A 21,961-nucleotide genomic window follows, 5' to 3' on the forward strand; every position below is an offset into this window, starting at 1 on the left:
AAATAGGATTCGCCCGCTTTCCTTTTGCTATTCATTTCAAGGCCTAATGCCGCAGATGGTACGGCACCGTGGCGATGACGATATCCTTGTTGCTGAACAGGTAGGCCCGCAGCAGAAGCCCCGTCTGGTTGTGCAGGATATGCTGCCACCAGTGCTTGGTGATGAACTGCGGAATGAGAATCGTGATATGGTCATGCTCGCCCGTTTTCCATTCCACGGTATCGATGAACTTGAGGATCGGCCTCGTGATGCTCCGGTAGCTGGAGCGGAGCGTGATGAGGCGGACGCCCGGGTTCCATTCTTCCCATTTCTTCTCCATGCGAGCGATGTCTTCTTCGTTGAAGCCTACATAGACGGCTACGACGTTGTCGGTGAGCGACTTGGCATAACCGAGCGAATTGGCGACGACTCGCGTGATGCCCGCCACCGGCACGACGACCGTGCTGCCCTTGATGACCGGCTTGTCGACCTCCGGGTTGATCCGCAGCTCGGCGGCCACCTTCGTGTAGTGCTTGTGGATGCGATGGAAGAGCAGCATGACGATGGGCAGGAATACGAATACCATCCAGACATGCGCGAACTTCGTGAAGATGAAGATCAGCGTAATGCCGAGCGTCGTCAGCATGCCGACGGTGTTGATGGCGAGCTTGCCGATCCAGCCTTTCGGCTTCAGCCTGAGCCAGCGGATCATCATCCCGAGCTGCGACAGCGTGAACGGGATGAACACGCCGACAGCATAGAGCGGAATCAGGTTCTCGGTGTCGCCGCCGAACACCACGACGAGGATGATCGAGAATACCGCCAGGAAGATGATGCCGTTCGAGAAGCCGAGCCGGTCGCCGCGCACCATGAAGGCATGCGGCATGTATTTGTCCTTGGCCAGCATGAACGCCAGCAGCGGAAAGGCCGAGTAGGCCGTGTTGGCGGCCAGGAACAGGATCAGCGCCGTAACGCCCTGGATGAAGTAGTACAGGATGCCCCGTCCGAACGTGCCGGCGGCAATCTGCGATACGACCGTCTCGCTCGCCTTCGGCGTAATACCGTACCAATAGGCCAGCAAGCTGATGCCGAGGAACATCGAGCCGAGAATGACGCCCATCATGATCAAGGTAGAGGCGGCATTCTTCTCCGCCGGCTGCTTGAAGTTCGGGATCGCGTTGGAAACGGCTTCCACGCCCGTGAGCGCGGAGCAGCCCGAGCTGAACGCCTTCAGCAGCAGGAACAGGCTGATGTTGCTCACCGTCGCGCCGATCTCCGGGATTTCCGGGTGGGCGCCGCCGAAGGCGTATTTGACCACGCCGGAAATGATGAGCACGAATATGGATACGACGAACAGGTAGATCGGCACGGCAAGCACCGAAGCCGATTCCGTCGTGCCCCTCAGGTTCATGATCGTCAGCAGGACGATGACGATGATCGAGATCAGAATCCGGCTGTCATGCAGGGAAGGAAAGGCGGACGTGATGGCGTCGGTCCCCGCGGAAGCGCTGACCGCTACCGTCAGTATATAATCGATGAGAAGCGAGCCGCCGGCCAGCAGGCCGGTCGTCGTGCCGATATTGTCCTTGGCGACGACATAAGCCCCGCCCCCCATCGGGTAGGCATAGATCGTTTGGCGGTAAGACAGGATGAGGATGAGAAGAAGGCCGAGCACGGCGAGCGAGATCGGAATGGAGTACCATACGGCGGCGAAGCCGGCCACCATTAGGGCGATCAGGATTTGCTCCGTCCCGTAGGCGACGGAAGACAAGGCGTCCGAGGACAGGACGGCCAGCGCCTTCAATTTGGTGAGCTTCTCGCCCTCGAGCTCTCGGCTCTTCATCGGGCGCCCGATCAGAAGGCGTTTCATGCGGTTGACCATGATTCTTTTTGCTCCTTTGCGCATCATGCGCAGCGTGAATGATTACTTTGCCCTCTTTTAGAAACATGATGTATCGTACACCCGAAGCCAACTTCTGTAAACGGGTTTCTTCCCGGTGCGAACGCTGCTTGAAGGACGGAATCTCTTGCCCTTCGCCCTCGGCTTCCAAGCAAAATTACCCCGGTTGCTTTAATCCCGAACCATTTAGACAAAAAACATCGCGAGATAAAGCAATCATATGGAGAGTGCAAAGAAACGTATGGAGATGATGATGAAATTATAACCTTCAAGCTGAACCGATAGTCCCCTGCGCTTCTGTCGAGGAAGATGTTCAATGGTGAAGCATGCTGGGAAGGTTCTGACTGCCGTTCTGTACGAACGGGCAAAATCAGCACAAAAAAAGCCTTGGCCGCTAAGGCCGAGGCTAATTGCATACGAGCGCATCGGTACCGATCCGCTCGGTCCTGCCCCATCATCGCCGGGTCTGGATGTCCGCGTCGGAAGCTGCGCCTTCTTCCAGCTGCCTCGGTACCGATCCGTCAATCTCGTACAAATCCGCAGGCAGCGCCTGCACGAACGGCGACCAATCGCCCGTCGAGTAAAGATGAAGCCGGTGCATCGCCCGCGTGCATGCCGTGTACAGAAGCTTACGTTCGCTGTCCCGGCCGTAGGCTCCGGACGAGGCCTCATAGACCAGAACGGCATCGAACTCGACACCCTTGGCGAGATACACGGGAAGGACCATCACTCCTTTTTCAAAACCCGCCGTGTCCTTCGCAATGAGCTGGAGAGCCTCGCCTCCAAGATTGCGCAACGATTCATGGGCTTCCCGGCTTTCGGCTGCCGTCTTCGTAATGACAGCGATGGAATCAAAGCCCTCGGCCCTGAGCGCCGCGATGTCAGCCAGCAGCCGCGCGTCGCGCTTCTCCCCGCTGTCCAGCCTCGTCAGAAGGGGCTTGCGGCCTCCCCTTTCAAACGATTCAATCTCTTCCCCGCCCGGAAGCATCGATTTCGTCCATTCGACAATCTCCCTCGTTGAACGATAGCTGCGCACAAGACGGACAAGGCTCGTGTCGGCTTCTCCAAAAAGGCGGAGCAGAGGCGAATCGGATGTGTCCAAGCTTGTCGCCTGAACGAAGATCGCTTGCCCGAAATCGCCGAGCACCGTCATCCGGGCTCGTGGAAACAGCTTTTTCAGATACTCATATTGAAACATCGAATAGTCCTGGCCCTCATCGACGAAGACATGCCGGATCTCCGTGTTCGTCCGAACCCCTTCGATCAGCTCTCTCAGATACAAGTAAGGCGTCGCATCCTCGTGGAGCAGCTCATTCCGGAGCAGCGCTTCCTTCGTTTGCCTGCATATATCGGGCCACAGCGGTGGGATGGCGCCCCCGTTTGTCCGCTCCCGGTAAGCGGCTTCGTCGGCAAACAATTGCCCGTAGATGCCATCGACATCGATAAACGCGAATTTCCTCACGCTTTTCCTCAGCGGCTTGAACAGTTCTTTCACAATGCGGCGGCGGAGCAGCTCCTCCTCCTTCCGGGCGAAGTCGAAGTCGCTCTCATCCTCCCGGCGCTTCTTGATGATTTTCTCGCGGACTGCGGCGTAATGCTCCGCAAGGTCGAACAGCTCCCTTTCCTTATGAAGCATGTCGAAGACCTCCGCGTACTGATCGGAATCGAGATAATCCAACTCCTCCTGGACCCAAGGCGCTTTCCGTTCCTTGCGTTCCAGCGAAGCCAGCTCGTTCAGAAGCCATTCCTGCAGCAAAACGACCCGATTGTACAAAGGCAGGGAACGGTCATAACCGTAAAATTCCGCTTCCATCCGCTCCGCGGCAATCAGCTCGCGGTCACGAAGGCGAATTCCGTTGAATCGCATGCCTTGCTCTCCCAACCAAGCCCCATAGCTCCGCAGAGCTTGCAGGAAAGCTTCGGAAGCTTTGTATTCGATCCCCTGAAGACGAGCCTCATGCCCCGGCGCTCCATGAGCGGTCAGCATATATTCGATCTGGTCAAAGGGATCCTCCGGGCGGAGCGATGGACCTAGCCAATAGTCGAGATACTCCTGAAAAGTCGTCTGCTGCATATTCTCTTCACCGAGCTCCGGAAGAACCGTGGAGATATAGCTGGCAAACATCGGATTCGGAGAGAACAGCACGATCTGGTCGGCTTTGATCGTCTGGCGATGCTTGTAGAGCAGGTACGCCACCCGCTGCAAGGCCGCGGAAGTTTTGCCGCTGCCGGCCGCCCCCTGGACGATAAGCATCCGGCTTTTGTCATTGCGGATGATCGCATTTTGTTCCTTCTGGATCGTGGCCACGATGCTCTTCATTTGCGGGTTCGCGCCTTTGCCGAGCACCTGCTGCAGCAGCTCGTCTCCGATCGTCTCGCTCGCGTCGAACATGTTGCGGATGTGCCCGTCTTGAATTTGAAACTGCCTCTTCAGCTCCATCGTCCCATCGATGGGCCCGGCGGGCGTTGCATAAGAAGCCGGACCGGGGGAGTGGTCGTAATATAGGCTCGCGATCGGCGTCCGCCAGTCATAGATCAGAAAGCTCAAGCCGTCTTCGTCGACGAAGGAAGATACGCCGATATAGATCTGCTCGGCGAGTTCCAGCCCATCCTCCTTGAAATCGATGCGTCCGAAATACGGCGACGGAAGCAGACGTTTCATGCTTTTCCACTGCTGCGCCAACAGCTTGTGGCCGCGCTCCCGTTCGGCCAATACCGCGGACTGCTGGTTGATCGTATGGAATGTCTCTTCAAAGTCTTCGTCCGTGCTCGTGTTGATCGTCACATCTTCCCAAAACCGCTTGCGGATATCCGCAGCTTGACCGCGCAGTCCGGCGACCTCCGGTTCCAGTTCGTCTATTCTCGCCTGCAGCTTGTTCCGGACCCCTTCCAGCCGCTGCTGTTCCTGCTTCCAATCCTTCGCTTCCATCTCTCCCTCAACACACTCCTCGTCTTCCTTTTTCTGGAGCAAAAAAGAGCATTGACAAATCAGAGTTCCAGATGTAAAATTAGATTAGGAATAGAATGTCTACATCCATAACTTCACCAATTCAACGTCGCTATAGATTGTATCATAGCGCTTTTTTGCGTTCAATATGGTTTTTGTTATTGTTTGGGCAGAGCTGAAGGCTGACTCGAATCGAGGGCCGTTCACCAAACAACCGCGGAGGTATGCAGCCATTAGATGATCTTTGCTTTCTCCCCGGCAAACATATCGTAACGAAATGTCATGCAACTGAAACGTGGTTTTCAGCTTTTTTTAAGAAAGCGGTTTTATAATAAGCACATGACCCCCCTTTGAATATAGCAGCACCTTGGGCCCCCCGGCTTTATGCCGGAGGGTCACTTTTTTTTGCGGGCTTTCCATAATCCCCATATCGCCGCTCATAGTCCCGTCCACCGCCGCATACAGTGGGTATGAACCTTACTTATCTCGGCACGGAGGGATTGAGCTTATGACTCAGGACGACATCCGCCAGCTGGAGCGGGCGATCGACGAGATTACGGAAATCGCCACAGGCTTCGGCCTGGACTTCTATCCGATGAGGTACGAAATCTGCCCGGCAGACATCATCTATACGTTCGGCGCTTACGGCATGCCGACCCGCTTCAGCCATTGGAGCTTCGGGAAGACGTTCAACAAAATGAAGCTGCAGTACGACCTCGGTCTCAGCAAAATATATGAGCTCGTCATCAACTCGAATCCCTGCTACGCCTTCCTGCTCGACGGAAACTCGCTCATCCAGAACAAGCTCATCGTCGCCCATGTACTCGCCCATTGCGACTTCTTCAAGAACAATGCCCGCTTCTCCGGAACGAACCGCGACATGGTCGAGAGCATGTCCGCGACGGCCGAGCGGGTCAGCCAGTATGAGATGCTCTATGGAACGGAGACCGTCGAGCGCTTCATCGACTCCGTGCTCGCGATCCAGGAGCATATCGATCCTACGCTCATCAAGCCCCGCCAGCTCGACAAGTCGAAGCGCGACGAATACCTGCGCCGGGAAGCCGAGAACGCGGAGGAGCGCACAGCGGGAGAGTACGACGACCTGTGGGGGCTGGAAAATGTCTTGTCGGAGGAAAAGGCGGGGCCGCCGGAGCCGCCGAAGTTCCCCCTTCGTCCCGAGAAGGACCTCGTCTGGTTTATTGAGGAGCATTCGGCTCACCTCGCCGACTGGCAGCGGGACATCATGAGCATGCTGCGCGAGGAAATGCTCTATTTCTGGCCGCAGATGGAAACCAAGATCATGAACGAAGGCTGGGCGTCCTACTGGCATCAGCGGATCATCCGCGAGATGGATCTGGACAGCGAGGAGACGATCGAGTTCGCCAAGCTGAACGCCTCCGTCGTCGTGCCCGGCCGCGGCATCCTGAACCCTTATTACCTGGGGCTGAAAATTTTCGAGGATATCGAGAAGCGCTGGGAGCAGCCGACGGAGGAAGACCAGCGCCGCTTCGGCTACAAGCCGGGAAGGGGCCGGGAGAAGATCTTCGAGGTCCGGGAGCTGGACTCCGACACCTCCTTTCTCCGCAATTACCTGACCAAGCAGCTTGTCGACGATCTCGACCTGTTCATTTTCGAGAAGAAAGGCCCCGAATGGAAAATCACCGACAAGGCGTGGAAAAATATCCGCGAGCAGCTCGTCTACTCCCGCGTCAATGGCGGATTTCCCGTCATCGAGGTGCATAACGGCGATTTCAATCGCGTCGGCGAGCTGTACCTGATCCACCATTACGAAGGCGTGGAGCTGGATCTCAAGTATGTGGAGCGCACGCTCCCTCACGTCGTCACCCTCTGGGGCAAGTCCGTGCATCTGGAGACCGTCGTCGAAGACAAGAAAATCGTCTTCAGCTGCGACGGGAAGAAGACGAGCCGAAAGTTCATTTGAAGAAACCCCATAGGACAATCGAAAAAACAGCCGGCTCCTGATGGAGCCGGCTGTTGATGCGGCATCGATGCAGGATGCAGCAGCTTCGGATGGAATCGTCCGTCACGGGCGGCGCTTTATGTACGAGAACGTGAGCATCCAAAAGATGCAGCCCAGCAGGATGTGGATTCCGCTTTCCCGAACATGAATGCCGTTTCCGCTGAGCAAGATGCCCGTGAAGAAGCCCAAAATGATCGCGATGAGAACTTCAAGCGCTTTGGATGCCATGCGGATTCTCCTTTGTGGTGGAGTTCATGTGGGAAGGAATGGATTTGAAGCCTATTTTATCACATGACCATGGTTTCCAGAAAACCCTTCGCATGCGTCAGCAGCGGATAAGGAAACCTAAAAAGGCAGGAATTCACTTCACTTTGTTTAGTTGCATTATTTTCGTTATCGATGTATACTGTCACTATTGCAAACACAATTTAAAGACACAAGGAGAGACGTTTCCATCATGGCATCCATTCTTTTCGTCAAAGCAAACGACCGCCCGGCTGATCAAGCGATCAGCGTCCAAATGTACAATACGTTCCTCGAATCCTATAAAGCCGCTCACCCGAACGACACGGTAATCGAGCTGGATCTGTACGAGGAAGTGCTTCCTTTCTATGGCAACACGGCCATGACCGGCATGTTCAAGGCTGGACAAGGCATGGACACGACTCCTGAAGAGCAAGCCGCAGTCGAGCTTGTCACAAAATATGTCAACCAATTCCTCGAAGTCGACAAAGTCGTCATCACGGTTCCTCTCTGGAACTATTCGGCTCCGGCTCCGCTGGTCAACTATATGGCTTACCTGGCGCAAGCAGGCAAGACTTTCCGTTACACAGCCGAAGGTCCTATAGGCCTCGCAGCCGGCAAGAAGGTCTCCCTGCTGACGGCTCGCGGCGGCGTGTACTCCACAGCTCCTATGGCTGACTTCGAATCGGCCATCCGTCCTCTCAAAGGCGCATTCGCCCTGTTCGGCATCCAAGCCGAGGAGATCGTCATCGAAGGCCACAACCAATTCCGCGACCGCGCTGCCGACATCGTACGCGAAGGTCTGGACAAAGTCAAAGCCGAAGCAGCCGCTTTCTAAGAGTTCTTCGTTGCAAAAGCCCCTTTCCGGATATCCGGGAAGGGGCTTTTCGTATTTTTGATCCTGTTGACTTAAATTTCAATTTCTTATTGTTCCCGTGCTTTGAACAAAGCTTCTAATCTTTAAATGTAGGAAGCTCCGCTTCTAACTGCTCGAATATCTCCGTACAGGATCCGTCCTAAGGCTTTTAAAGTCGCTCTCAACGAGTGAACAATCTCGTCCCGATCTTCGTTTTGCACTTCGCCGATTCGAGCCGCCAGCGTAGGAGCCGCCCACTCTTCGATTTCCCTAATCCCCATGCCGGACAACAGCAAATATTCTTTCAAATACTCATCATGAAACAGCTCGCGCAGCACTCTTCCCTGCAGCCAACCGGGAGCGTCTCGCGGGACAGCATGCGAACGCAGCATCATGGACGTTCTAGCGATATCCGCCGCTTCATGACCAACCAATGCATTTATCCAATCGATAATAACCGGCCCATTCGCAGAGAGAATAATGTTGCCGGGATGAAAATCGTAATGGCACAATTTCCTGCCATCCGGCAAGTCTTTCAACTTTGCCATCACCGATTGTTTTTCTCGTTCACTTAGAATCTCTGCCGTTTGTATTTGATGCGACAGTCCCTCTTTTAAATTAGAACCGGAAAGGCTTTCTACCTGATGGATATCGAACTGGACCTGCGCCATTTGTCTGGCGTAGTAGACAACGCTAGATTTCGCCATCTCAATTCGGCTCAGCATCGTGGGACCATCAATTCGCTCATACACCAGGCAAGTCTTGCCTTCAACCTCCACTAACCCGCCGAAAGCCGGCGTTTTAAGACCCAAGGATTGAATGGCTTCCGCATTCCGCGCTTCTTTTTTGGCCTCATGCCTGGAATGCTCACGTTGATGAAAGACTTTGATGACCTCCGTGCGCCCCCAGCGATAAACATTGGCCGTGTTCCCGCTGCCAAGCAATTCCCCTATTTTCATTTTCGTTTTCCTTTCTCCCAGACCAAAGGGAAGTCATGCCCGATCGTGATTAGTTATACCGAATATGGATTTTTCTATATCGTTCGCGTTTTTTTAAAGCGCCGCCCGTATCGCCGGTGACGGCAATAGAACGTGGACCTGTCCATTCCGCTTTGAATGGTTTCGTTGAAATAAACACATTCCCCGACTGTTTTGATCCTGATCCTTGCTGGAGGATCGACAGCTGATAGCTGTAACCGGTTGTCGCTCCGCAATTCCTTTGGAATGCGACCAGCTCCAAGCTGCCGGTCGGTTGGACCGACCTATGGATGATTTCATTCGCGAACATGCCGGATAACAGGCTTCCTCCCAGATGGTGGAGTCCGAAAGCAGCCATTCCGAATAGGACTATGAAACCAATGAAACTGATTCCCAATGCTCGCTTTATCGTTCGTCTTCGTTGAAGCCTGACTTCCTGATCGGAAGGCCAATCGGAAGCATTCATCAGCGACCTCCTGATCCAATCTTTTCAATTCCGCTTCTCATCTTGTTTCCATTCCGACTATACCATTGCTGGAAAATAACGTTAATGACTAAATGAGGTTTTATCCGGTTTTTTCTATATATACGGCCATTTTCCGCCCTTGCATTGTGCATTCCGGGACTTGCTGCGCACTTCCATATACCCTTTCCTTCCGCTCCGCAAGACGAACGATTTTCCTATTGACAGCGATGCCAAACATTTTTTATGATGACTGAGCCAACCTTAATTTGAGGGCTATGCTTTTTAAACCAGATGGTTTAAGACAACCCCGGTTACTCCGTCAGCGGAGAAAACCGGGGTTTATTTGTATAGAAAGGAGGCTGCCTTTCCGGAATCGTCAAGGCCTTGAAAGCATATGTAAGCGCTTCATATTAATCACTTGAAAAGGCGGTTATATTGATGAACGTAATGTTGAAACGAATCCTTGCGGGAGCGGCCATCGCCACGATGCTCGCTGGAGCCCAGCTTACGCCTGCGGCACCGATGAGACTCGCTTCCGCCGCGCCTGACACGGCGGTCGGGAACAAACAGAATTACAGCACGGACGTCATCTACCAGCTCTTCACGGACAGGTTCTCCGACGGCAATGCCGCCAACAATCCGACGGGAGCGGCCTTCAGCTCCGGCTGCACCAACAAGCGCGTTTATTGCGGAGGCGACTGGCAAGGCATCGTCAACAAGATCAACAACAACTACTTTACCGGCATGGGCGTAACGGCGCTCTGGATTTCCCAGCCTGTGGAGAACATCTACTCCGTCATCAACTACTCCGGGGTGACCAATACCGCCTATCACGGCTACTGGGCCCGCGACTTCAAGAAGACGAACCCTGCCTTCGGCAGCTTCACGGACTTCCAGAACCTGATCAATGCCGCTCATGCCAAAGGCATCAAAGTCATCATCGACTTCGCGCCGAACCACACCTCTCCGGCCATGGAGACGGATACTTCCTTCGCCGAGAACGGCAAGCTCTACAACAACGGCACGCTGCTCGGCGGATATACCAATGATACGAACGGCTTCTTCCACCATAACGGCGGCTCTGACTTCTCCACGCTTGAGAACGGCATCTACAAAAATCTGTATGATCTGGCGGATCTCGAGCAGAACAACAGCACGATCGACACCTACTTCAAGGATGCGATCAAGGTGTGGCTCGATCTCGGCATTGACGGCATCCGCGTCGACGCGGCCAAGCATATGTCCATGGGCTGGCAGAAAAACTGGCTCGCCTCCATCTATGGGTACAAGCCGGTCTTCGTCTTCGGGGAATGGTTCATGGGCTCGGCCGCCGCAGAGGCGGACAACACCAAGTTCGCCAACGAATCCGGAATGAGCCTGCTCGACTTCCGCTTCAACCAGGAAGTCCGCAGCGTCTTCCGCGACGGCACGGACACGATGTACGGCCTGGACGCCATGGTCGCGGCGACCGGCTCCGACTACGCGCAAGTATCCGATCAGGTCACGTTCATCGACAACCATGACATGGAACGCTTCAAAACCGGTTCCTTGAGCAACCGCCGTCTCGAGCAGGCGCTGGCGTTCACGCTGACCTCGCGCGGCGTACCGGCGATCTACTACGGCACCGAGCAATATATGACTGGCGGCACGGATCCCGACAACCGCGCCATGATGCCGTCGTTCTCCACGACGACGACCGCTTACAAGGTCAGCGGTCTGCTGGGACCTCTGCGCAAATCCAATCCGGCCATCGCCTACGGCACGACCCAGCAGCGCTGGATCAACAACGACGTCTACATCTATGAGCGCAAATTCGGCAACAATGTCGCGGTCGTAGCCGTCAACCGCAACCTGTCCACGGCTGCATCCATCAGCGGCTTGGCCACCTCCCTCCCGGCGGGAACCTACAATGATGTTCTCGGCGGATTGCTTGGAGGCAACAGCATTGCGGCGGCATCCGGCGGAGCTGTCGGCACATTCACCCTGGCTGCAGGCGGTACGGCCGTATGGCAATATACGGCGGCGGCGACAGCTCCGGTCGTCGGCCATGCCGGGCCGGTCATGGGCAAGCCCGGCAACACGGTCACGATCGACGGCCGCGGCTTCGGTTCCTCCAAGGGCACCGTATACTTCGGCAGCACGGCCGTAACGGGAACCGGCATCGTCTCCTGGGAAGATACCCAGATCAAGGTCACCGTTCCTTCCGTCGCCGCAGGCAGCTATGGCATCAAGATCCGCACCTCCGGCGCGGTCGACAGCAATGTGTACAACGGCTTCAACATCCTGACCGGCAATCAGGTCTCGGTCCGCTTCGTGGTGCAGAATGCGACGACGGCGTTTGGAGAGAACGTCTACCTCTCCGGCGGCGTATCCGAGCTCGGCAACTGGGCTCCAGCCGCCGCCATCGGACCGATCTTCAACAAGATCCTATACGCTTACCCGACTTGGTATTACGATGTCAGCGTGCCGGCAGGCACCGCTCTCCAGTTCAAGTTCTTGAAGAAGAACGGAACGACGGTCACTTGGGAAGGCGGCTCCAATCATACCTTCACGACTCCCGCTACCGGAACGGCGACGATTGTTGTGAACTGGCAGTAGCTTTTCGGCAGACGAAAAAACCCGAAGGCCGGCCCCCCTGGGTCCGTACTTCGGGTCTTTCGTTTTTTCCTAGAGCTTGACGAACTGTCCGGTTTTCTGGGATTCAAAGGCTGCCAGAATGACCTGCAGCGACTTCAAGCCCTCTTCCCCCGAAATTGCCGGAGGCGTGTTCGTCACGATGGAATCCACGAATGCATCGATGACTCCGCTCGGCACTTGCTTCTCGTTCGTCGCCATGGCGCCGACCTTGTAGGTTTCCACCAAACCGTCGACAGGCTCGACGATGACCTCGTCGCCGTCCACCGTGCCGATCTTCATGACGCCGCGCTCGCACCACAGCACCGTGCTGTTGTCTCCGCCTTTGTACTGCGTCCAGCTTGCGACCAGCGTTCCGATCGCTCCGCCCTTCATGCGCAGAAGGCAGGCGGCGTTGTCATCCACGTCCGTGCCTTCCTTGTCCAAGGTGCCGATAAATCCGGCGACTTCCGCCACCTCGTCGTTCAGCAAATACCGGATGAAATCGGATTTATGCACGCCGAGATCGCCCATGGCGCCCATGATGGCTTCGTCCTTGCGGAAGAACCAGCTCTCCGCGCCGTCCACGCTCCAAGCCTCCGGTCCGGGATGGCCGAAGGACGTGCGGAAGGTGAGCACCTTGCCCAGCTCTCCGGAATCCAGAATTTCCTTGGCTTTCACATGCGGAGGCATCAGGCGCTGATTATGTCCGACCATCAGGAAAACGCCGTTGCTCCGGGCGGCCTCGATCATCCGCTCCCCTTCCTCCAGCGTCGTAGCCATCGGCTTCTCGACCAGGACATGCTTGCCTGCGTTAGCGGCTGCAATCGCCATGGAGGCATGAAGATGATTGGGCGTGCATACGCTCACCGCGTCCACGTCCGCTTGGGCGAGCAGCTCCTCGAAGGAAGCAAAGGCTTGGCCGCCATAAGTCTCGGCCATGTTCTCGGCCCTCTCCAGAATAGGATCAGCGAATGCGACCAGCTCTACGTTCTCGTTGGCGGCATACTCCGGAATATGTCGGCGCTGGGCGATGGCGCCGCAACCGATGACAGCGATTTTGATTTTGCTCACAGCTTATGTTCCTCCTTTATTAGACGTTCAAGTAGTTGCTTTTCAGCCATTCGTAGCTGTTCGAGATGCTTTCCAGCGGCGGATTCTGGCAGACGTCCTGCTCCACGATCAGCCACTGCACGCCCGCTTCGGCTGCAGCCTCGATGACGGCAGGCAGATCAACGGAGCCTTGTCCCAGCTCCAGCGTTTTCATCTGCCCCCGCTCATCCGCGCTGAAATCCTTCAAGTGCAGCAGCGGCAGGCGACCGGCGTAGTTGCCGATGTACTCGACCGGATTCCGGCCTGCGAATTGAACCCAGCATACGTCCATCTCGACCTGAACCGCTTCAGATGTCGTCTCCTTGAACATGGCGTCGAAAGCGTTGTCGTCGCCGACTTGGCCATGGAACTCGAAATCATGATTGTGGTAGCCGAAAATCAACCCCTGCTTGCCGGCTTCAATGCCGAATCCCTGCAGCTCGGCGAATAGCCGGCTCCATTCCTCGCCGCTTTGGGGACGGTCCTCCGGCATCAGATACGGGCAAATCATGTATTTGGCGCCGATCGTCTTCAGATAATCGATTTCTTTTTGCAGATCCTGGCGCAGAGCTTGCAGGGAAACGTGGCTGCTGAAGCCCTGCAGGCCCAGCTCGTCAAGCAGCGCTTTCATTTTATCGGCGCTCAGATCGCCGTAACCGGCGAACTCGACGCCTTTGTAGCCAAGCTCCGCGACTTTGCGAAGCGTGCCCTCAAAATCTGCAGCGGTTTCATCCCGCAGCGTAAACAATTGAAGTCCAATGTTAAGTTTTTCCATACTGGCAAGCTCCTCTGCATACATGTTTTATTCTCTGGTTTCATTCTAGGGGATTACAGCCTAAAATGAACATATACAATCTCCTTAGAACATGAACGATTTGCTCGGAATTCCAATGGGAGGGTTTCTTTTTGGACACATCTTTGCTTATCTGCGACTATTCCAATCATTATAAACCCTTTACTCAGGACTTGAAGAGTGGGCTGCAGCACTACCTTTTCCGCCTTCAGACCGAAGGCGCCTGCCAGGTCTTCTCTGGCGGCCAGGAGTATATCCTGAACGGAGGCGATCTGCTGCTGCTCCGGCCCGGGGACGATTACCATCTCGTCGTGGGGGAGCCTTTAAGAAAAGGACGCTTGTCCAGCGCAGATTATTATCTGTTTTGCCAAGGCTCATGGATTGATGTCTGGTGGGATCGGAAGGTCCGCCCGACGGTCAGCCGGGTCGGATCCGACGACAATCTGATCGGCTTGTGGCGCAGCCTTATGCTGGAGAAGCGCCGGGGCTCATTGGAGGGAAATGACGAGCTGAAGGACGTTCTACTGCGCAGCCTTTGCCTGTCTGTCGACCGGGCCATCGCCGAGAATGTGCAGACGGATCGCAAGGGCATGGCGACACTGAGAATCAAAAGATTTATTGAAGAGCATGCCATGGCCACCTTCAAGCTCGAGGAAGCCGCCGCTTACGGAGGCCTCAGCTTGTCGCGAGCCGTACGGCTGTTCAAAGAGCATTATGGCAAGACCATGATCCAATACGCGATTGAGATCCGCCTCAATGCTGCAGTGGAGCAGATCAAATACAGCGAGCTTAAACTGGAGCAGATCGCCGAGGCTTGCGGCTTCGCCAGCTACTCTTATTTTCACCGGGTGTTTCGCGCCCGCTTCGGCATCTCGCCCTACCTCTATCGCTCTCAGCAGTCGCTGGCCGGATTGGAGCTCGAACGGGACTAGATCCAACTGGAAGGACCGGATCGCGAAGCTCCGGTATCCTTCTTTTAATGAATGAAGAAGATCAAAGCTTCTCCAAGTACCAGTACGATTAGTGAAATCAAGTATTCCTTAGACGGCTTTCGATACTTCCAGTCGATAAAAGTCTGAAAGCCCTGGCCAAAGAAAAGAAATGCCATCCAGAGCCACTTCTTGCTGATGTCCTGATCATTTAAAAGCAACAGGATGATAAGGATGAACGCCAAAAACACGAGAATGGCTTTTCCCCAACCATCCGCTCTTCGGCCTGAGCTCGACAATCTCTTCTTTCGAAATTCGAAAGAGAATCGCCCTGAGGAACCAATGCGTCAACGAAAGAGCTAGAACAATCCTAATAATTGGCTCAAAAGCCACCCTGTCCAGACCTAGCTTCAAGCTGCGACTATCACACGGGCATGTCTTTCTCGACGTAATTTCCTACTTGTTCTCAAGCTTGCTTTACATTCGCACGAACCGTTCGGTGAGCTGCGGCTGCAGCCAATTTCCTTCTTTGAACGGTTTATTTCCTTAGATTATGTTCATTTTCATATTCCATATTTCTCTCCGCAACCGCTTTTTTATATCTTGCCGCTGCATGCGGGAAATAAAGTTCAATCAGCAAAATAAGGCTGCCTCCAATCATAAACAGGATGGAAACAAGATTTGCCGCATATCCTCCTGTTTCTCTCAACGCTGTTCCATATTTCCCTGGAGGTGTCGACCATGCCGTAATGTGGGGAAGATACATGGCCGCCGCAAGATGCACCCCTAAATAAAGCAGTACTCCGCTTAACAGAATAAATCCGCCTGCAAGAACCCTTTTCACCAATTCCACAACCTTTCCAAATCGACTCGCTCAAATCCGGCAGCAACAATCAACGGCAGGTACATGAAACCAAACCTCAAACATAAGACCGGAATGTGGTTTTACATAGGATCCGCTATTTGAGGGAACTCGTTGATTATCGGACATAGGATCCGCTATTTGAGGGAATTCGTAGGATCTGGTTGATTATCGGACATAGGATCCGCTATTTGTGAATTATTATTGGGATCCAAATATTGCAGAGGGGAATAACGGAACGTATGTCCGATAAATGTGAAATTGGCTTCACAGCGGCTAAATAGCGGATCGTATGTCCGATAGCAGCTACATAGTGGTGGACCGCTCATTTTGCTTATTCCGCCGCTCTCTCCGTCCAGGATGCTCGCACATAACCTATTTTCATTCCCAAGCGCTCCATATTTTTATGGCTTTGAGATTGAAATGAGCACTGGCTGACGACTAGCTTGCAATCGTTCATCAAGGCTTCTTCTATTCGTCTCTTCAATAAGCTTTGATGCAATCCCCGATTCCGGTATTGGGGCAAAGTAGCCGCAAAGGTCAAGGATGCCTTATTATCCTTGCAGAACATCACGCCGGCCGCTGCCGGAACGTCATCCAGGCACGCGATAAAGAATTTCCATCCAGGTCGATAATACAAAACCTTATTATTCTCCAAAACATATGGGATGCCCTCATCGGACAGCCCTGTTCCTCGGCAATGAATCGCTGCATACAGCTCTAACTGATCTTCTCCGCATTCCAACAAGGTGACGCCATTGGAATAACCATCCGGATAGGTCTGAGGTTCACAGACCATTGAAGTGTGAAAGCCGGATTGATAGAAGCCCCGATCAGACAATCGCCGGAGGAAGCTCTGATCCACCAACGAAGGAATCACTTCGAATCGAGGTGTTCGAGCTCTTGCTCTATAGAATTCGGTTATGGGCTCTATGGCATCAATGTCTTCCGACCTCAATCCTTTAATTGTATTGAAGGCCGCCCAAGTCATCGTCTTGCTGTAATAACAGACTGCATTCCCGAATCGCTGAATCTCGATTCCTTCCGGATTTCCGGGTCGAGCCTGGATGGCTGACATCCGATCCGTCATGTACTCAATCTCAGCATTCTCAATGTCCTCGATCTGTTCTAGTGATGGCAAAATGAAAGACATATGTCACCTCGGTTCGTTCGCTTATCATTTATCATTAAGATTCGTTACTTCCTCTGTATAGAATCCACCACAAAGCTCTGAGCCGATTTCGTCAGTAACAACTGATATGCAGGCGGATTCAAGTTCTGTGTTGCTCTTAATTGGAATTATATACCAGTCCATATTCTGTGGCACTAAAAATAAGCTGCCGCATCACCGAAAGAAGCTTCCCGATGATTTGCCCGAGACTGCCGACCATAACAGCGTTTTCTATATTGGGCAACCAATCATGCCCTTCACTAAAGAAACAAAATGAATCCAAACGTGCTGCAGGCGGTACATGCACAAGTTCCCCAAAAATGAACATCAAAAAGGGGTACCCACAATAAATGCGGATACCCCTTATATTAGAGGTCAATCCATATTTGGAAATTCAACAAAATCCATTGAAAATACGGCATGCTCCGCGTTCAACAAGCCGATGGTCAGCCTTCCGCCCGGTTCAGCCAAAACTCTTCGCATTCTTTCGAGCAAAATTGATTGTGCTCCTCATAGCAGTCCGGACAGACGATGTGCTGTTTATGGCAGAAGTCGTTGGCACAATTAATGTAACGATCCTCCGGTTTTTCGCAATGGTGGCATTTGCCGACAACGACGGGTTCTACCTGGTTGACGGGTACCGAAATCCGCTCATCGAACACGTACATTTTGCCATCAAACAGCTTTCCTTGAACTTCGGGATCTTTTCCGTACGTGGCGATTCCACCGTCCAGCTGATACACCTCATTAAAGCCTTCGTTCATGAGGAAGCCGGACAGCTTTTCGCAGCGGATCCCCCCTGTACAATAGGTCAAAATGGGCTTGTCTTTGAATTGCTCCATGTTTTCGCGAATCCATTCCGGAAATTCTCGGAACGATTCGACATCGGGACGGATCGCTCCGCGGAAATGGCCGATATCGAACTCGTAGTCGTTGCGGCCGTCCAGGACGATGACGTCGTCCTTTTGAAGCATTTCAAAAAACTCTTTCGGTTTCAAGTGCTTGCCCGTTTTTTCGTTCGGGTTGACATCGTCTTCGAGCCGGAAGGTAACCAGTTCCTTTTTCGGCCGGACGAACATTTTTTGAAAGGCATGATTGTCCGCATCGTCAATTTTAAAAACGAGATCCCGAAACAACGGGTGCTCATGCATGTACCGCACATAGGCGTTCGTCTGATCGACGGTGCCGGATACCGTGCCGTTAATACCTTCAGGGGCAACAAGAATACGGCCCTTCAGCTCAAGATTTCTGCAGAGCTCTCGATGCTCCTGAGCAAATCCTTCCGGATCTTCTATCGTCACGTATTTGTAATACAGCAAGATGCGATACGGCTTCTCCCCTTCGGCTGAAGGCTGATATACGAACCGCGGATCTGCCGCTGGGTATGTTCTAGAACTCATTTCCTTATCTTCCTCCTGATCTATACTCGCTAACGATTTCGATGCGTCATTATAAATATTGTATCATTTTTTCGAACGTCGTGAACCTTTCCGGTTGTCTCGAGGCAAGTTGTAGAACCTGCCTTTATTTGAATCATTATTTATTCCAAAGAAAAAATTGCGTTTGAAAATGAGCTGAGAAACGAACTGACATCATCTCCTTGGCCTAATTTATTCTATTAAAATTCCCTTTTTGAATGGAAAAAAATCATTCTTAGTCTGTGCTTAAACCAAAAAAATCCCCATTCGCCGGGTCGCTTTTACAAAGCGTTCCCTGCATGGGGATCGTCGTGAGCTGCATGAGCAGCTTATTAGCCGGCCATGTTGTTGACCACGTCTCCAAGCGACAGCACGGAGACGTGGCCTACCTTGCCGGTCGAGTCGGAAACAGGGGGAATTAGACAGCCCTGTTCTAACCTTATTTCATGCCCGAAATATTGTAATTCTCGATGATATGCTTCTGGAAGAAGACGAAGATGATCATGATCGGAACGACCATGAATGCCGCTCCCGCCATCTGCAGAGCGAAGTTGGTGGCATGCTGGCCCTTCAGCAGCGACAGGCCGACCGAGAGGGTATACAGCTTCTCGTCGTTGGCGATGATGAGCGGCCACAGGAAGCTGTTCCAGCCCCCGATGAACGTGAGGATCGCCTGCACGGCCAGGATCGGCTTGGACATCGGCAGGACGATCTGGGCGAACAGCCGGTATTCGCTTGCCCCGTCGAGGCGCGTCGCCTCCATGATCTCATCCGGCAGCGTCGACATGAACTGGCGGAACAGGAAGATGCCGAAGGCGCTCGTGAAGCCCGGCAGCACGATGCCGAGCATCGTGTTGGTGAGGCTCACGCTGTTCAGGATCAGGTAGACCGGAATCATCGTCACCTGGCCCGGAATCATCATCGTGGCGAGCACGAGCAGGAACATTTTCTCGCGTCCCTTGAAGCTGTACTTGGCGAAGCCGAAGCCGGCCATCGCGTTCAGCAGCAGCCCGACGAAGGAAAACAGCGTGATAAGCAGCGTATTGGTCAGGTACGTGCCGAAGTCCATCTCGGTGAACAGCTTGCCGAAGTTGTCGAGCGTGAAGGCTTCCGGCCACAGAGTCGGCGGAATGCGCTTGATCTCCCCTTCCGTCTTGAAGGAGGAGAGCAGCATCCAGATGAACGGCAAAATCATCGCGACGCCGAATACGGTCAGCACGATGCCGGCGGCCCACTGCTGCAGCTTATCCCGCGAGCGGCCGGTCGGGGCTGCCGATTGCGCTTGTTTAGGTGTCAAGGACATGACGGTAAGCCTCCTATTCCTCGGCTTGCTTCCGCTGGAGTCTCAGCTGGAGCAGGGTGACGGCGATAATGATGAAGAAGAGCACGAACGATCCGGCGGCGGCATAGCCGAAGTTGCTGAACTGGAAGCCGTTCTGGTAAATGAACAGAGACGCGGATACGGTGCCGTTGAGCGGCCCGCCCTGGGTCATGACGAAAGGCTCTTCGAAAAACTGCAGCCAGCCGATCATCGTCGTCACGCTGACGAAGAAGATGGCGAAGCGCATCATCGGAATCGTGATCCGGGTCAGCTGCTGCCAGTTGCTTGCGCCGTCCAGCTGCGCCGCCTCGTAGTACGAGCGGTCGATGCCCTGCAGCGCCGCGATGAAGATGATCATGTTGAGGCCGATGCTCCGCCACAGCGCCAGCAGGATGAGCGACAGCTTGGCGATCGTCGGGTCGGTCAGCCAGGCCACCTTGTCGAAGCCGAGCGACGTCAGGACGTAATTGAAGAGGCCGATGCCCGGATTGTACAGATAGCTCCAGACGACGGCCACGGCCACGACGTTCGTCACGGACGGCAGGTAATAGACGACCCGGAATACCTTGAACGCGCGCGAGCGTCCGAAGTTGATCAGCAGGGCGGCTCCGAGCGAGCAGGCAATGACGAGCGGCACGCCGATGACGACGTAGAACAGCGTGTTGCGCAGCGCCAGCAGGAAGACGGGATCGCCCAGCACATCGGCATAATTCTGCAGGCCGACGAACTTGATGCTGGAGTAGTTGGCCAGTCCCGCCAGGTCCATGTCGGTCAAGCTGATGTAGACCGCGACAAGAATGGGCAGCAGGGAGAACACGGCTAGCAGGATGAGGGTCGGGCCGATGAAGACGTACGGCGCAGCCCTTGAAGGTCCTTTCATCCATCTCACTTCCTTTACGGGTCCTGACGGAAGGCGGAGTGCAGATCAGCCGGCTGCCGGAGATTCCGGCAGCCGGCCCCTGGCCGTCAGCGATTTATTTGTCCAGCAGCTGCTGGGATTGCGCGTTGAAGTCTTTGAGCTGGGCATCGATATTTCCGTTCGCGCGGTAGATCTGCTCGAAGGTTTTAACGAAGTTCTGGGAGATGTTGTCCCAGGCTTTGACCAGCGGCATCGGCTCGGCGTTTTTCAGCTGCTCGCCGACAACGCTCATATTGGCATCACCGCTCAGCTGCGGATCTTCCCATGCCTTCATGTTGGCCGGCAGCTCGCCGGTCTGCTTCATCCATTCCAGCTGGTTTTCCGGCTTGCTCAGGAAGGAGACGAACTTCATCGCTTCCGCCTTGTGGTCGGTGAAGTTGAATACGGTCAGGTTGGAGCCGCCCAGCGAGCTCATGTTGTTCTCCTTGGCAGGAAGAACGGCCGTCGCCCATTTGCCGTCGATGTCCGGAATTTGGTCCTTGATCGTCTTGATCATCCAAGGTCCGCTGATGAACATCGGCACCATGCCGTCGCCGCCGAACGTCTGGGACGTATCGAGGCCGAGATCGACCGGCGCGTATCCGTTCTTGAAGAAGCTGTCCAGATAAGCGACCGTGTCGCGGTATTGCGGCTGGTCGAATTGCGCTTTGTTGTCCTCGATCAGCTTGGCGCCGTTCTGGCGGGCGAACATGAAGCTGAGCGTCGGCTCCTTCGGATCGAGTCCGATTCCATATTTGTCCTTGCCTCGCTCGGTCAGCTTCTTGGAGGCGTCAAGCAGCTCATCCCAGGTTTTCGGAGCCTGGTCGTAGCCGACGGACTTCAGCACGTCCGTTCGGTAGAACAGGATTCGCGTTTCAGCCAGCCAGGGCACGCCGACGGTTTTGCCGTCGAACTGGGTGGAGGTGACGGTGCCCTTGAAGAAATTGTCCGCTGCAAGCTCGGGGTAGCTGCCGAGGTCGGCCGTCAGATCGGCCAGTGCTCCAGCCGCGGCGAACTCCGGCATCCAGGTCGTGCCCATCTGCAGCACGTCGGGACCTTTCTTGGAAGCGACCGCCGTCAGCAGCTTGTCGTGGGCGCTGCCCCAAGGGATCGCCTGAACCTTGACCGTGACGTTCGGATTCTCTTTGGTGAAGGCGGCTGCCATCTGTTCCATCGGCTTGCTGCTGTCTCCCATCGCCCATACGGAGAGAGTGACCTTGCCTCCGTCAGCGGAGTCGCTGCCGCCCGAAGAGCATCCCGCCAAAGCGGTTCCTGCGAGCATGACGGCCGCGATGGCGGCGCTTGCAGTTTTCGTTTTCATTTGTATTTCCTCCCCTGGTTAAGTTGCCCTATGCTCGATTGAAACGTTTCGAATTGAATTATAGATCAACTTGAAATCGCATTCAAGGCTTTTTTGATGAAGATTTTTCTCTTCAAATATAGCCGAAAGGGGTAGCCTCTCCTCAAAAAATCCGCTTACATTGATTTTCAATAAAGGTTTGACTTCATTTCCCA

General features: G+C 54.3%; 18 protein-coding genes. 4 read left to right on the forward strand and 14 right to left on the reverse strand.

Translation table 11 applies throughout. The features are described from left to right. Positions 1-43 precede the first annotated feature (43 nt). On the reverse strand, positions 44-1,861 hold the full coding sequence (locus AC06G8_RS16910) for an APC family permease (protein ID WP_447663801.1): 1,818 nt from the start codon (positions 1,859-1,861) through the stop codon (positions 44-46). 472 nt (positions 1,862-2,333) lie between these two features. Further along, entirely contained in the window at positions 2,334-4,808 is a 2,475-nt protein-coding gene (gene helD / locus AC06G8_RS16915; RefSeq protein WP_480283361.1) for an RNA polymerase recycling motor HelD, read from the reverse strand. Between the two features lie 526 nt (positions 4,809-5,334). Between helD and AC06G8_RS16920 the strand changes: the two genes are divergently transcribed. Further along, a complete protein-coding gene (locus tag AC06G8_RS16920) occupies positions 5,335-6,768 on the forward strand; it encodes a SpoVR family protein (RefSeq protein WP_447663804.1) in 1,434 nt (477 codons plus the stop codon). Positions 6,769-6,870: 102 nt separating this feature from the next. On the opposite strand, the gene AC06G8_RS16925 is transcribed toward AC06G8_RS16920, so the two are convergent. Next, entirely contained in the window at positions 6,871-7,035 is a 165-nt protein-coding gene (locus AC06G8_RS16925; protein ID WP_447663805.1) for a hypothetical protein, read from the reverse strand. 229 nt (positions 7,036-7,264) lie between these two features. Here AC06G8_RS16925 and AC06G8_RS16930 point away from each other — a divergent pair, with 229 nt between their 5' ends. Further along, complete coding sequence (locus AC06G8_RS16930) at positions 7,265-7,888, forward strand: FMN-dependent NADH-azoreductase (protein WP_480283362.1); 624 nt, start codon at positions 7,265-7,267, stop codon at positions 7,886-7,888. Between the two features lie 122 nt (positions 7,889-8,010). On the opposite strand, the gene AC06G8_RS16935 is transcribed toward AC06G8_RS16930, so the two are convergent. Next, a complete protein-coding gene (locus tag AC06G8_RS16935) occupies positions 8,011-8,865 on the reverse strand; it encodes a phosphotransferase family protein (protein ID WP_480283363.1) in 855 nt (284 codons plus the stop codon). Positions 8,866-8,914: 49 nt separating this feature from the next. Further along, on the reverse strand, positions 8,915-9,349 hold the full coding sequence (locus tag AC06G8_RS16940; RefSeq protein WP_480283364.1) for a hypothetical protein: 435 nt from the start codon (positions 9,347-9,349) through the stop codon (positions 8,915-8,917). Between the two features lie 486 nt (positions 9,350-9,835). Here AC06G8_RS16940 and AC06G8_RS16945 point away from each other — a divergent pair, with 486 nt between their 5' ends. Then, on the forward strand, positions 9,836-11,947 hold the full coding sequence (locus AC06G8_RS16945) for an alpha-amylase family glycosyl hydrolase (protein WP_480285459.1): 2,112 nt from the start codon (positions 9,836-9,838) through the stop codon (positions 11,945-11,947). Between the two features lie 69 nt (positions 11,948-12,016). Here the strand turns inward: AC06G8_RS16945 and AC06G8_RS16950 are convergent, their stop codons facing one another. Further along, positions 12,017-13,036, reverse strand: a complete 1,020-nt coding sequence (locus AC06G8_RS16950) for a Gfo/Idh/MocA family protein (RefSeq protein WP_447663812.1) — start codon at positions 13,034-13,036, stop codon at positions 12,017-12,019. 19 nt (positions 13,037-13,055) lie between these two features. After that, a complete protein-coding gene (locus tag AC06G8_RS16955; protein ID WP_480283365.1) occupies positions 13,056-13,829 on the reverse strand; it encodes a sugar phosphate isomerase/epimerase family protein in 774 nt (257 codons plus the stop codon). Between the two features lie 131 nt (positions 13,830-13,960). Between AC06G8_RS16955 and AC06G8_RS16960 the strand changes: the two genes are divergently transcribed. Continuing rightward, a complete protein-coding gene (locus AC06G8_RS16960; RefSeq protein WP_447663815.1) occupies positions 13,961-14,779 on the forward strand; it encodes a helix-turn-helix domain-containing protein in 819 nt (272 codons plus the stop codon). A gap of 44 nt (positions 14,780-14,823) precedes the next feature. Here the strand turns inward: AC06G8_RS16960 and AC06G8_RS16965 are convergent, their stop codons facing one another. From AC06G8_RS16965 to AC06G8_RS16995, 7 genes are all read right to left on the reverse strand, one after another. Then, positions 14,824-15,027, reverse strand: a complete 204-nt coding sequence (locus tag AC06G8_RS16965) for a DUF4181 domain-containing protein (RefSeq protein ID WP_480283366.1) — start codon at positions 15,025-15,027, stop codon at positions 14,824-14,826. Between the two features lie 287 nt (positions 15,028-15,314). Next, positions 15,315-15,629, reverse strand: a complete 315-nt coding sequence (locus AC06G8_RS16970) for a hypothetical protein (protein WP_480283367.1) — start codon at positions 15,627-15,629, stop codon at positions 15,315-15,317. 343 nt (positions 15,630-15,972) lie between these two features. Next, complete coding sequence (locus AC06G8_RS16975) at positions 15,973-16,791, reverse strand: GNAT family N-acetyltransferase (protein ID WP_480283368.1); 819 nt, start codon at positions 16,789-16,791, stop codon at positions 15,973-15,975. A gap of 464 nt (positions 16,792-17,255) precedes the next feature. After that, the gene (gene trhO / locus AC06G8_RS16980; protein ID WP_447663822.1) at positions 17,256-18,209 is read right to left on the reverse strand and encodes an oxygen-dependent tRNA uridine(34) hydroxylase TrhO; all 954 of its coding nucleotides are present in this window, start codon (positions 18,207-18,209) and stop codon (positions 17,256-17,258) included. A 457-nt stretch (positions 18,210-18,666) separates the two neighbouring features. Beyond that, positions 18,667-19,530: a carbohydrate ABC transporter permease gene (locus AC06G8_RS16985; protein ID WP_447663827.1), complete on the reverse strand. Its 864-nt coding sequence runs from the start codon at positions 19,528-19,530 to the stop codon at positions 18,667-18,669. A gap of 13 nt (positions 19,531-19,543) precedes the next feature. Further along, on the reverse strand, positions 19,544-20,428 hold the full coding sequence (locus AC06G8_RS16990; protein ID WP_048749898.1) for a carbohydrate ABC transporter permease: 885 nt from the start codon (positions 20,426-20,428) through the stop codon (positions 19,544-19,546). Between the two features lie 94 nt (positions 20,429-20,522). Further along, positions 20,523-21,767: a sugar ABC transporter substrate-binding protein gene (locus AC06G8_RS16995; protein ID WP_480283369.1), complete on the reverse strand. Its 1,245-nt coding sequence runs from the start codon at positions 21,765-21,767 to the stop codon at positions 20,523-20,525. Between the last annotated feature and the right edge of the window lie 194 nt (positions 21,768-21,961).

This window comes from Paenibacillus sp. SJS-P3, assembly GCF_056711585.1.

What these genes read in the sequence shown, in the direction of transcription:
- AC06G8_RS16910 (WP_447663801.1), bottom strand. Translation starts at nt 1,861, where the DNA reads ATGGTCAACCGCATGAAACGCCTTCTGATCGGGCGCCCGATGAAGAGC.
- helD (WP_480283361.1), bottom strand. Translation starts at nt 4,808, where the DNA reads ATGGAAGCGAAGGATTGGAAGCAGGAACAGCAGCGGCTGGAAGGGGTC.
- AC06G8_RS16920 (WP_447663804.1), top strand. Translation starts at nt 5,335, where the DNA reads ATGACTCAGGACGACATCCGCCAGCTGGAGCGGGCGATCGACGAGATT.
- AC06G8_RS16925 (WP_447663805.1), bottom strand. Translation starts at nt 7,035, where the DNA reads ATGGCATCCAAAGCGCTTGAAGTTCTCATCGCGATCATTTTGGGCTTC.
- AC06G8_RS16930 (WP_480283362.1), top strand. Translation starts at nt 7,265, where the DNA reads ATGGCATCCATTCTTTTCGTCAAAGCAAACGACCGCCCGGCTGATCAA.
- AC06G8_RS16935 (WP_480283363.1), bottom strand. Translation starts at nt 8,865, where the DNA reads ATGAAAATAGGGGAATTGCTTGGCAGCGGGAACACGGCCAATGTTTAT.
- AC06G8_RS16940 (WP_480283364.1), bottom strand. Translation starts at nt 9,349, where the DNA reads ATGAATGCTTCCGATTGGCCTTCCGATCAGGAAGTCAGGCTTCAACGA.
- AC06G8_RS16945 (WP_480285459.1), top strand. Translation starts at nt 9,836, where the DNA reads ATGCTCGCTGGAGCCCAGCTTACGCCTGCGGCACCGATGAGACTCGCT.
- AC06G8_RS16955 (WP_480283365.1), bottom strand. Translation starts at nt 13,829, where the DNA reads ATGGAAAAACTTAACATTGGACTTCAATTGTTTACGCTGCGGGATGAA.
- AC06G8_RS16975 (WP_480283368.1), bottom strand. Translation starts at nt 16,791, where the DNA reads ATGTCTTTCATTTTGCCATCACTAGAACAGATCGAGGACATTGAGAAT.
- trhO (WP_447663822.1), bottom strand. Translation starts at nt 18,209, where the DNA reads ATGAGTTCTAGAACATACCCAGCGGCAGATCCGCGGTTCGTATATCAG.
- AC06G8_RS16985 (WP_447663827.1), bottom strand. Translation starts at nt 19,530, where the DNA reads ATGTCCTTGACACCTAAACAAGCGCAATCGGCAGCCCCGACCGGCCGC.
- AC06G8_RS16990 (WP_048749898.1), bottom strand. Translation starts at nt 20,428, where the DNA reads ATGAAAGGACCTTCAAGGGCTGCGCCGTACGTCTTCATCGGCCCGACC.
- AC06G8_RS16995 (WP_480283369.1), bottom strand. Translation starts at nt 21,767, where the DNA reads ATGAAAACGAAAACTGCAAGCGCCGCCATCGCGGCCGTCATGCTCGCA.